We start from the raw sequence: 11,458 nt of genomic DNA, 5'->3' as shown, positions 1-11,458 counted from the left end.
TTTTGCCTGAAGAGCACAGGGGACGCTCTCTTCATTCAATTTAGCCTTACTTCTTCAGATCGTTAAGCGGGAGTTAAGGATAAAAGACGGGTCTCTTTTCACCGTCTATCACTTGACATATAGCCTTCACTTTTCAAGTAACGCATAGCATCACTTATTTTCCAACGTTCATCAGGATTAATTTTTAAGAGTTGTGACACTACATGTCTGATTGGTTCTGGCAGTTGATTAACCAATCCCTTTAATGCTGACAAATATTTTTCTGTAGCGCCTGGTAGATCCGTAGTGATTCTTTTCTCATCCATATGGGCAACCAAAAAGGATATGAAGTAATTATTCCATAACGAATCCACATTATTAGAAAAATATAATTCAAGCAATGTAATCCCCAAACTCCATGCATCCGCTTTAGCTCCATCAACCTGACTATAAGGCATTTTCTTTTTCTTTCTATCTCTGACAAGTGCTAACTCAACAGGCATAAAACAGAGCGTACCATCAGTCGTATCAGTCAACCAACCTTCATCATCATTACCAAATTCCTTGGCATTTCCGAAATCGCACACCTTTGGCTGGCCTTCATCTGATAACAATATATTATCGGGCTTAATATCTAAATGAAGGATTCTGTTTCGCTCTAAATAACTCAGTGCATCTATCACCCCGAAAGCTATTTTTTCTCTTTCACTATTTGTCAGGATGCCCTGCTCTATTGCCGCGGCCAAGCTTCTTGGTTGAAACTCCATAAAATAACCAGATTGAAACTGCTCAGCCACATCATGAACCCTCATAACATCAAAACTTGGTTTATCTCCAGATTTACGGCGCTTCTTCACTAAACAAGACCGCCCACCTCCCAGTTCTGAAACTTTGATTATATTAGGGTGATTCAGTTTTCGTAAAATGGCATTCTCATGTGCCACAGTACCACCTTCTTTTTTAAGCGCCCTTTTATATACTAGTTTCCTATCATCATCGACCGTAACACGAGCAACCTGCCCAAAGCCTCCCTCTCCAAAGGGCAGAGACATATAGAGCTGTTCTTTTACATCAACATAATCAATATGTTCCTGACTTAAAGAGTCATACTCTTCAAGCAAATCAGGATAAGCCTTAAAATCCTCTCGGATACGCTCCCAATCGGCTCTCATGCTATCACTGCGCAGAATGCTGGCCTCTAAACTCTCAGGGGATTGAGTAAAAACTTTAGTCCGATCAACACCGCATGCACCGGCCTCTGGTATTGACTCGTCAATCAAAGATGCTTGTGATGAATAATCAGCATATTCAACAACGGTTCCAATATTTCCTATACGGGTGCCTTCTGCATAAACATCAACACCACTTCCCGGCACTGAAAGTGACTCTTTATTCTCACCATCTCCAGCCTCCCTTGTAATACTTATATCCGCAGAACCCATTGAGGCATATGCTGCCCCCCAATCAAAGCTCTTATCAGTAGATTCTCCAGAAGACTTTCTATCAGGTTCAATCAATTCTGAATCTACACCCGTATGTGATCTGCCTGTGCGCAAATCTGAGTTGCCACCAGCAATTAATCCATGAAATGCCTGAGAATCAGTATCTGAATCGTTTGAATCCCCCCGACTACGGCTAAAGCCTTTCTGGGGAAATTCAGCAGAAAATTTGTCTTGCCAACCTTTCAAGGATTGATCATCACTCGATAAATTAAGACCCCCCTGCCCGGAAACCTCTTGCCCCGATTGATGCTTATCCAGCCACCAATAAGGCTGAGCTGTTGGGTCAGGGCTGCTATCAGATGATTCTGAAGGCCAAATCACCCTTCCTCTTTCTGGATGTCTGCGCCTGTCGGGTTCATCCCTCTTCTCCAGCGAAACTAGTCGCGAACCTGTTTCTATTCCTGATGCCAGCATTCCTGGAACAGCAGTGTCATACGGACATGGCTGCTGCAGGGTATTAAGATACTCCTCACTGGCATCATATCTATGAAGCCTCGAATCAGGCTGTGCTTCCGATGCATCAAAATCGCCATCTGATGATTGGGAAGACGGTACAACAAGCTTTCCTCTTTCACGCTGCCTACCATAACCGGGTTCAACAGGTGCTTGATCAACACCAGGGAAAGGCGTGTGTGTATGGCGCACTGGGCTAACTGGATGCCTGAGCCTGTTGTGTAACCTGGAACGGTGAATGGAAGCTGCTTCGGCAGCACGTGGGTTTGGATGCCCCAGACAAGTATAAATTTCCTGAGATAGAGGGTGTGCTACCCCACCCATAATTTCTTGTAGCGCGTAATTAAAAAACGCGGGTTCACTTCTAGCATTATTGAGTAACCGCCGAAGTTTTGGGTTATAGGGCGTTAGTGGGTTAGATTGACTTCTTATGACATTAGACAGTTCCTGTGCAATGCGAGCTGCACTATCTGCTATTGGATCATCCGCATAATCCCTTGCTATTTCGCTGAGCAACCGAACAACTTCGAAACTTTCAATATTAAAAACACAATGAACAACAGTGATACCATCAATTAATCCACGTTGTTTTTCCAGAATATGATCAATCAGAAAATCCTTGACAAATTGGGAGGCTATAGGCCCTCTTGCATTAGTGTTCTGAACAAAGAAACCTTGTTTTTTTGACTGACACCTAATCTCTGAATCAATAATGAAGGGATTTCTGTCGTTGGCAATGGTTATTTTCCAGTTACAGAGAGATCTTCTGCAACACAGTATCGACCAGAGCACACAAAAAAATTCACGACAGGACTGGCAAAAAGAGACTCTCGGTGCATAATTCCTTTGCACTTGCAGCGTTCTTATTTGTCCAGAACACCCTGCCTGAGGATAAACCTGCATTGCGCTATACACCTCGCCATAAATTCAAAAAATAATATTTAATCTTTCTGTCACGATCACTAACAAAATGGTTAAAATATAGGTCAATGGATAATTCCTTTTAATTTGCACGAGCCAAAGTCATTATTTAAATAAGTCCAATGGACTAAATCATCCTCCTTGATCAAGAATTGTCGAAAAATTTTGCACCCATCACATTGAGCTGGTATAAAAACGCGCCTTTTGATCAGAATGAGTTACGGATAGCTGCGTTGTCATCCATGTACTATCAGAAAATCCTCGAAGAAATCATTGAAGAGATCCGCCCGACGTTGGGGGAAGGCGCCGTCGCGGATTACATCCCTGCGCTGGCGGAAGTCGATCCCTGCCAGTTCGGCATCGCCATCAGCACCATGGATGGTGAGGACTTTGCCGCCGGAGATGCCTTTAAGCCCTTCTCTATCCAGAGTATCTCCAAGGTCTTTAACCTGGCGCTGGCCATGCGTCTGTGCGATGACGACCTGTGGAGCCGGGTCGGGGTTGAGCCTTCTGGCAATGCTTTCAATTCCCTGTCCCAGCTGGAATATGAACATGGCATTCCCAGAAACCCATTTATCAATGCCGGTGCGTTAGTGATTACTGACAGTATCATCAGCCGCTCCAGCGAACCGGTCGACGTTATCCTGGAGTTCGCCCGAAGCTGCGCCGGCAACCCGGACATCACCTATGATGAAGAGGTTTTCCGTTCCGAGCTGGCTCATGGCCACCGAAACCGGGCGCTGATCAACTACCTGTGCAGTTTCGACAATATCGCCAACGATACCGAACAGATCCTGACCACATATTTCTACCAGTGCTCATTGGCGATGACCTGTATGGATCTGGCCCGTTCCTTCCGTTTCCTGGCCAATGCAGGCCGGATGCCCGGCAGTGTCAGCCCGATTCTGTCCAGCCACCAAACCCGCCGGATCAACTCCCTGATGATGACCTGTGGTACCTATGACGAAGCTGGCGAATTTGCCTTTCATGTCGGCCTGCCCTGCAAAAGCGGCGTTGGTGGCGGGATTGTCGCCATCGTGCCCAAGCAGATGAGTATCTGCGTCTGGAGCCCTGCCCTGGGTCCCAAGGGGAACTCCCTGGCGGGCATGCAGGCCCTGGAGCTGTTCTGTCAGAAAACCGGGCTGGCCATTTTCTGACATTTTCCTGACAAACCGGCAATCGCTGCTAAACTAGGAACCCTGAGGGCGCTAGACTGTCAAAATTCATGAGAAACCGGAATTCCAGGCTTATTCAAGGGTATTTAGGGCGCTTGATATCGGTTCTGAGATTAGGAGGTATTATCTCATGGGTCATTTGACTATCTCGCCAATTACCATGGGTCAATCACAGGCTTTGGGCTTCTGCCCTGCCTTGGGCAGCATTTCCACAAGTCGCCATGTCTTCTGTGGTATGTATGTCGTTGTTACGCCCGTTATTGAACGGGAGCTTGATCCCTGCCTTGAAGACACGGAAGAAGAAGAGATGGATCGGCGCCATAAGGTGGAAAAAGTGACCCGCAAGAGTCGCGCCAGTTTCACCTTCATGAAACAGCACTTCTGATTTAGTCTGTTTCCGGCTCTCCGGGTGGATGGGGAAGCTTGTCCGTCCACCGCTCCAGCTGGAGAGACTCACGATAACGCAGCCACTCGCGCTTGGTTCGTGTCATGAGCTGATCTGACTCATGGCAGCCAGCACTTTCGGCAACGATCACCAGATAGTTAGCAGCATCCAACGGAGCTCCTCCCTCCATGAGGGCAACATAGGCTGCACCGGTTTCAAGCGAAAAGCGGCGACCGGTCAAATCGTTCAGCCACTCAACACCCGCTTGTGAAGCTGCTGGTGAGATTTCCGATAGCGCCCCCTCTAAATGCTGCGGATTGATATCCCGCTGCTGATAATCCATTCCTGCCACCATGACATACAGCGCCTGGTTACATCGTGATTCATCATGCAAAACACTCAATGCTTTATTAAGCTCTTGTTCCGATGCGCCGATCAGAAAGGTCACTCCCGAACACTCTGATGCACTCAGAGCCAGCTGCTCCTGCGTTTCACGCACCAAGGGTTCTGCAGAGGTTCGTAAAAGACTGACATCGGCGGTCAAGTTATTAAACTGCACGCCGGTTAACTCAGATGCGACCTCTTTCGTTGCATCCTGCAACGTATCCAGTGCCACCCGGTGACAAATGCCACTGCAGAACTCAATTTGCATGGACTCTTTCAACGGGCAATGATCAGGAATAACCGCAACATAGGGCAAGCCTAACATTTGTGCATACCACGCCTCCGCGATGGCCATCGCGGGTGGTGAATTACTGATCACTGGCTTATCGGCCTCCAGCTGCCGCTGGTTCAGCGCGTGCAGAAATAGCACACGCGCTACCCGCTGGCGCCAGCTACCCACTGGATTCCAGGACTCATCCTTGAGATAAAGTTTCTGTCCTCCAGGACGGAGGACATCAAGTTTCAGTAATGGTGTCTGCCCAGGCAATTCAGCCAATAGCTTCTGTTGTGCCTGCGCCACCCATAAAAGACTGTTAACCATGCCTTTACCCCATGTAACAGATTCCGGGCTGTCGTCACCTTGACCGAGTCTAGAGTGCACGGTACTAAAGTCCATGACATAACTGTCTGTTCAACTAGGCAATATCGTGACAAGGCTGTAATATTTCATCCATTATGTCATCAAGGCTGACACTGCTTCCCTTGAGGGTTAGCTATCCAGCTATTTATTTTTATTGGTCTCCTGCTCTCAAATACCAGCAGGCCGTGCAAGGAAAGACAGTAATTTTGAGTGGTTTCCTGAACATTTTTCGCAAAAAGTCGCCGGCGCCGAAAGAACAGCCTGCCAGCACCGCGCCCCGGCAAGCCAAGAAGCCAGGACGCCAGGGCAACCGTGGTGGCAAGCCCGGCAAAAAACCGCAGTCCCGGCACAACAAGCCGCGCAACAGCCACAAACCGGCCATGCCCCCTTGGGATATCAGCCAGTTCGAAGTTCCTCCCGAAAAAGGCAAAACTCGTTTTCACGATTTTAATCTGCCCGCACCACTGATGAGAGCGATTCAGGAACAGGGTTTCCAGTACTGTACGCCCATTCAGGCAGAGGTTCTGGGCTCAACCCTGGAAGGGCAGGATGCTATCGGCAAAGCTCAGACCGGTACCGGCAAAACCGCTGCATTTTTGATTGCCACCATCAAACAACTGCTGGAAACCCCTCCACCATCAGAACGTTATCTGGGCGAACCCCGCGCTGTCATCGTTGCACCAACCCGGGAGCTGGCCATCCAGATCTGTGAAGACGCCAAGGCATTAACCCGTTATACAGACTTACATGTCGTCATGGTGGTCGGCGGCATGGACTACGAAAAACAACGTAAACACCTTCAGGAAAACTTTGTTGATATCCTGATCGCCACACCAGGACGCCTGCTTGACTATAACGAAAAACGCGATGTCTACCTGGATCTGGTTGAAACGCTGGTTCTGGATGAAGCTGACCGTATGCTGGATATGGGATTCATTCCCCAGGTACGCCGCATTGTTCGTGCAACCCCTCGCCCCGGTGACCGGCAGACATTATTGTTCTCGGCCACGTTTAACGACGACGTTATGCGCCTGGCTGAACAGTGGACCTGGCACCCTGTCAGGGTTGAAATTGAGCCGGATCATGTAGCCACGGACAATGTTGAACAAAAAGTTTACATTGTATCCACCGAAGAAAAATACCGGATTCTCCATAACATGATTACCCGTCAGAAGCTGGATCGGGTGATCGTTTTTACCAATCGGCGGGATCAAACGCGTCGCCTGACAGAAAAACTGAAAAAAGACGGGATCAACTCTGACATGCTGTCCGGCGAAATCCCCCAAAACAAGCGTATCCGCACACTGGAGAACTTCAAGAACGGCAAGATCCGGGTACTGGTGGCAACAGATGTTGCTGGCCGTGGCATCCATGTTGACGGTATATCCCATGTCATCAACTACAACTTGCCGGAAGATCCGGAAGACTATGTCCACCGTATTGGCAGAACCGGACGGGCAGGTGCTAGCGGCATTTCGGTCAGTTTTGCCTGTGAGGATGATGCATTCCTGATCCCCACACTGGAAGAACTGCTGGGTGACAAGCTCAAAATGACATCACCCCCAGAGGAATTACTCAGCCACTGAGCCTGACAAACGCCAGTTTTCCAGCATCTCTTATCCGGGCGTGCACGCCACTTCTGGTGCCTGTGCGCCCCTTCCCAAATGTACAATCCCAGCCCCAGCAAGCCCTTTAGAACGTTCTGAAAAATCCAGATCGGACTTGGCAATTTTTTATTACCAGAGATTATAAGCATCACTTGCATGCTCGCGAATCTTTATCTCATAATGAAAACAGGTCTGGGTAATATGGACTGTTACCAGGCCAGTGATCCAACCATCGAAATGGAGCTGCTAATATGCCTCGAGCAGTGAAGCTTGAATCGATCACATCCCCTCAAACGACCACCTACATACTGGACAGCAACGTTCTCATACACGATCCAAACGCTCTACTGAACTTCGACGAACACCGCGTTATCATCCCGATGACCGTCCTGGAGGAACTGGACCACCTCAAGAACAGTAAACAAACCATCGCGGCAGACTGTCGGCAAGCCATCCGATTGATTGATAAAATCGTCGGCAATGCCAGCCCTGAAGAGATTGGCCGTGGCGTTCCCATTATGCGAGGCGAGCAGGATCCTCCGCAGGGTACGCTCTCCATCATGATGGAACACGCCAAGGATAACCTCACACACCTTTCCAACAACCTCAACGACAACCAGATAATCAACGACATCTGTCAACTGCAGAAAGCGCGTCCTGATGGCGAGTTTGTCCTGGTCACCAAAGATATCAACATGCGTCTTAAGGCGCGTGGTTGTGGCATTCCGGCGGAGGACTACCATAACGACCAGCAAATCTCAGACGTCAAACTGCTTAGTAAGGGCTTTCTGGAGGTTGAAGGCAGTTTCTGGGATAACGTAGACCAGGTAAACACGGAACAGGCTAACGGCCACACATACCATACGCTTCCCCGGGCCGGTATCCTCGAAGAGATCACCATTAATGAGTTCATCATTGATGAGCAAGGCTTTGTTGGTCGTGTCATACAGGCAACAGACGATAAAATCAGGCTACTACATTTATCCGAAGAAAGCCTGATGCATCAAAAAGCCTGGGGGCTGCAACCACTGGATCTCCATCAGGCAATTGCCCTGCATCTATTACTTGACCCGGATATACAGCTGGTCAATCTGAATGGCCCGGCCGGTTCCGGTAAGACGATTCTGGCACTCGCCGCGGCGATTGAAATGACGGTAGCCTCCAAGCAATACCGACGTATTATCGCGACCCGTAGTACGCGAGGACTGGATGAGGATATCGGCTATCTGCCAGGTACAGAACAGGAAAAAATGGAGCCTTGGCTAGGCGCGATTACGGATAATATGGAAGCCCTGCATCGGGATGACGAAAACACTAACGGCAGTGTGGACTACATTCTCAACCAGGTACCCATTCACTTCAAATCACTGAATTACATACGGGGCAGAAGCTTTCAGGAAAGCCTGATCATCATTGATGAATGCCAGAACCTGACACCGCACCAGATGAAAACCATCATCACACGTGCAGGGATGGGCACCAAGGTGATTTGCCTGGGCAACCTGGCCCAAATTGATACGCCGTACCTCAGCCCAACCAGTTCCGGACTGACTTACCTGACAGGACGTTTCAGAGGGTTTGAATTCGGCGGAATGGTTCAATTGGAAGGGGTTCCCCGCTCCGCACTGGCGGCTTTCGCGGAAGAAAACCTGTAAGTTATACGCTACATAAACAAACAAGGCCTGATGATGAACTCATCAGGCCTTTTTATACGAACAATGAAACCTGATCAGGTATACATTGCCTCAATTTCCTTGCCGAACCGTTCCATTATCACTTTTCTTCTCAACTTGAGGGTGGGCGTCATCTCACCCAGGTCCAACGAGAATTCCCGTGGCAGCAATGTGAACTTTTTCACTTTCTCAAAACGGGGCAACTCCTTCTGCAGACTTTCCAGGCGCTGCTGAAACAATGCCTGAATCGATTGGTCACGAATCAGATCCATCCGCGATTCAAACTTCACCCCCATGGATCGTGCATACTCTTCAAGCGCTTCATACGCTGGCACAATCAAGGCGGACACAAATTTCCGGGCATCCGCAATAATCGCGACCTGCTCAACAAAATGATCACGCACAATGGTGCCTTCGACCACCTGTGGCGCAACATACTTGCCACCGGAGGTTTTCATCAGCTCCTTGATGCGCTCAGTCATGACCAGGTTACCCTGATCATCAATATAGCCAGCATCCCCCGTTCGGAACCAGCCGTCGATGAACGCTTCACGGGTTGCTTCAGGTTTACGGTAATACCCTCTCATCACGGTACCACCGCGCACCTGGATTTCATTATCGGCACCGATCCTGATGTCCACTTCCGGCAACGGCTTGCCAATCGAGCCCAGCGCAATGGCATCACCATAGCAACTGACGGTTGCCGTTGTTTCTGTCAGGCCATAGCCGTATTTGATATTCAGACCAATCACCTGGAAAAACAGGTTGATGTCGTCGGCCAGCCTGGCACCCGCACAGGGGAAGAAGCGCACTCGTCCACCGACAAGAACTCGTAACTTCTGGAAAACCAGTTTGTCAGCAATGGCATGGGTCAAACGAAGTCCCGGTGTCATCCATCTGCCAGACTGCTGCCGCTGAAAATAACGCTCACCGGTCGCCAGGGCCCAGCGAAACAGTCGCTTCCTGAAAGGAGTCGCCTGTTCAACTCGTGCCATAATCGCCGAATGAATTTTCTCATAAAATCGTGGTACGGCACACATAACCGTTGGACGCACCGATGCCAGCGCCTCTCTCACGGCTGCCGGATCACGGATATAGGCATTGGTGGCGCCTCGATACATGACGTAAAACGTCCAGGCTCTTTCAAACACATGACTGAGGGGCAGAAAACAGAGAGAAACATCCGCCTCCGTCAACAACAACCGCTGATCGTGCAGGCGCAGGGCAGTGCCAAAATTTCGGTAATCCAGCATCACCCCCTTGGGCTCCCCCGTTGTACCTGAGGTGTAGATCAGGGTGACCAGATCATCCATATCACTGCTCTCAAACCGCGCTGTCAGCAGATCACGAAAAGCGGTCGTTGTTGCACACCCGATAAAGTCCTTCAAATAGACGGCTTGCGGACAGTTACGAATATCCACGCCGGGATCCAGCACAACAATTTTTTCCAATACCGACGTACCAGAGAGAAGCGATTCGGCCTTGTCAAACTGCTCCTGCTCCCCCACAAACAGGATCCTGGCCTCAGCATCATTAAGGATATATTGAGCCTGCCCGGTTGTGCTGGTCGGATAAAGCGGTACCGTCACAGCCCGGCAGGACAGGATTGCCAGATCAGCAATCGTCCAATCAGGCATATTACGGGCAAAGATCGCCACTTTCTCCTGAACACCAATCCCTTCACGCAACAAGGCGCAGGCCAGTGCATCAACACGATGGCCAAATTGCTGCCAGTTAATGGTTTTCCAGGAGCGTCCTTGTTGGTATTTGATGGCAATTCTGTCACGGTATTGGCTGACTCGTTCACGAAACAGTCGCACCAGGTGCCAGTCTGTCACACTTTGCATGAAATATTCCGGAATATCCGCTCGTATTGAGCGGATGCAAGTCTGTCTCGTAGCGAAAATACGGTCAATACGGTGTGAGCGCAGATACCTGACCTTTTTTGACTAAAAAATAATCCCAGGCTCCCAAAACAAGATTATTTTTTAATAAATAAAAACAATCTGATTATCAATAGGCATAACAAAGCCAAAGCCATAAAGCTACCACTATTCAAAAACCACTAGGATTAATTAATAACACCATTATTTGTGGGACAGGGGCATGAAAAGTTACGTTCAAAAAGGATTCACACTCATTGAATTAATGATTGTCGTTGCCATCATCGGATTGCTATCGGCTGTTGCTATGCCTGCCTATCAAAATTACGTAGCGCGAGCAAAAATCACTGAAGGATTGGCGCTGGCAGGCGGCTTCAAACAGCAATCCATGGAATACTTTAGCTCTGCTGGTAGCTGGCCAACAACCTTTGGCGATCTCGGTATTAATGATGATGGAAAAGGATTTATTCATTACCCAAAAAATATGCATGTCGATCATGTATTTCTGGGCGGGGGCCACGTCTACGTTAGATTCGACGAAACTCTCAGCAATGCCAGTATGCTGTTATTTGCCGATGCCATCAGCTCCAATAGCAGTGTGGTAAGGTGGAGATGCATTCCTGCACATCCTGACACTAAGGAAGTTTGGACCAAGCTCAATATGGAATATGCTATGCCTAGCGTAGAGGATCAGGAAAAAACATTTAACTACTTCCCTGGAGCATGCACAAAAGATCTCAATGAAACCGTTGATACGTGGAAAAAACAAAAAGATTCCTGATTACCACTGTGGCTCAGCCAGCTTGAGAAGCCTTGCTGGCATGGGGCAGGTTCGCGCAGCCATGTAACCCAGCCT

At 48.9% G+C, this 11,458-nt stretch carries 8 protein-coding genes; 5 read left to right on the top strand and 3 right to left on the bottom strand.

Annotated elements, in window-relative coordinates; all coding sequences use genetic code 11:
• Positions 1-98 precede the first annotated feature (98 nt).
• The gene (locus tag ABD892_RS13970; protein WP_345196423.1) at positions 99-2,837 is read right to left on the bottom strand and encodes a protein kinase domain-containing protein; all 2,739 of its coding nucleotides are present in this window, start codon (positions 2,835-2,837) and stop codon (positions 99-101) included.
• Positions 2,838-3,097: 260 nt separating this feature from the next.
• Here ABD892_RS13970 and ABD892_RS13965 point away from each other — a divergent pair, with 260 nt between their 5' ends.
• Together ABD892_RS13965 and ABD892_RS13960 are read left to right on the top strand one after the other, a co-directional pair.
• Positions 3,098-4,012, top strand: coding sequence for a glutaminase (locus ABD892_RS13965; RefSeq protein WP_345196422.1), 915 nt, complete (start codon positions 3,098-3,100; stop codon positions 4,010-4,012).
• Positions 4,013-4,160: 148 nt separating this feature from the next.
• Complete coding sequence (locus ABD892_RS13960) at positions 4,161-4,415, top strand: hypothetical protein (protein WP_345196421.1); 255 nt, start codon at positions 4,161-4,163, stop codon at positions 4,413-4,415.
• Position 4,416: 1 nt separating this feature from the next.
• Here ABD892_RS13960 and ABD892_RS13955 read toward each other — a convergent pair whose 3' ends face one another.
• Positions 4,417-5,400: a pyridoxal-phosphate dependent enzyme gene (locus tag ABD892_RS13955; protein ID WP_345196419.1), complete on the bottom strand. Its 984-nt coding sequence runs from the start codon at positions 5,398-5,400 to the stop codon at positions 4,417-4,419.
• Positions 5,401-5,819: 419 nt separating this feature from the next.
• Between ABD892_RS13955 and rhlB the strand changes: the two genes are divergently transcribed.
• Both rhlB and ABD892_RS13945 read left to right on the top strand, forming a co-directional pair.
• Positions 5,820-7,025: an ATP-dependent RNA helicase RhlB gene (rhlB, locus tag ABD892_RS13950; RefSeq protein ID WP_345196425.1), complete on the top strand. Its 1,206-nt coding sequence runs from the start codon at positions 5,820-5,822 to the stop codon at positions 7,023-7,025.
• A gap of 272 nt (positions 7,026-7,297) precedes the next feature.
• A complete protein-coding gene (locus ABD892_RS13945) occupies positions 7,298-8,701 on the top strand; it encodes a PhoH family protein (RefSeq protein WP_345196418.1) in 1,404 nt (467 codons plus the stop codon).
• 74 nt (positions 8,702-8,775) lie between these two features.
• Here ABD892_RS13945 and ABD892_RS13940 read toward each other — a convergent pair whose 3' ends face one another.
• A complete protein-coding gene (locus ABD892_RS13940; RefSeq protein ID WP_345196416.1) occupies positions 8,776-10,566 on the bottom strand; it encodes an AMP-dependent synthetase/ligase in 1,791 nt (596 codons plus the stop codon).
• A 259-nt stretch (positions 10,567-10,825) separates the two neighbouring features.
• Here ABD892_RS13940 and ABD892_RS13935 point away from each other — a divergent pair, with 259 nt between their 5' ends.
• A complete protein-coding gene (locus ABD892_RS13935; RefSeq protein ID WP_345196415.1) occupies positions 10,826-11,383 on the top strand; it encodes a pilin in 558 nt (185 codons plus the stop codon).
• The last annotated feature ends 75 nt before the right edge of the window (positions 11,384-11,458 follow it).

It is taken from the genome of Kistimonas scapharcae, from assembly GCF_039540975.1.
Lineage (GTDB): Bacteria > Pseudomonadota > Gammaproteobacteria > Pseudomonadales > Endozoicomonadaceae > Kistimonas > Kistimonas scapharcae.
The sequence above is the reverse complement of the archived record's forward strand: the minus strand, read 5'-3'. Positions and strand labels throughout refer to the sequence as shown.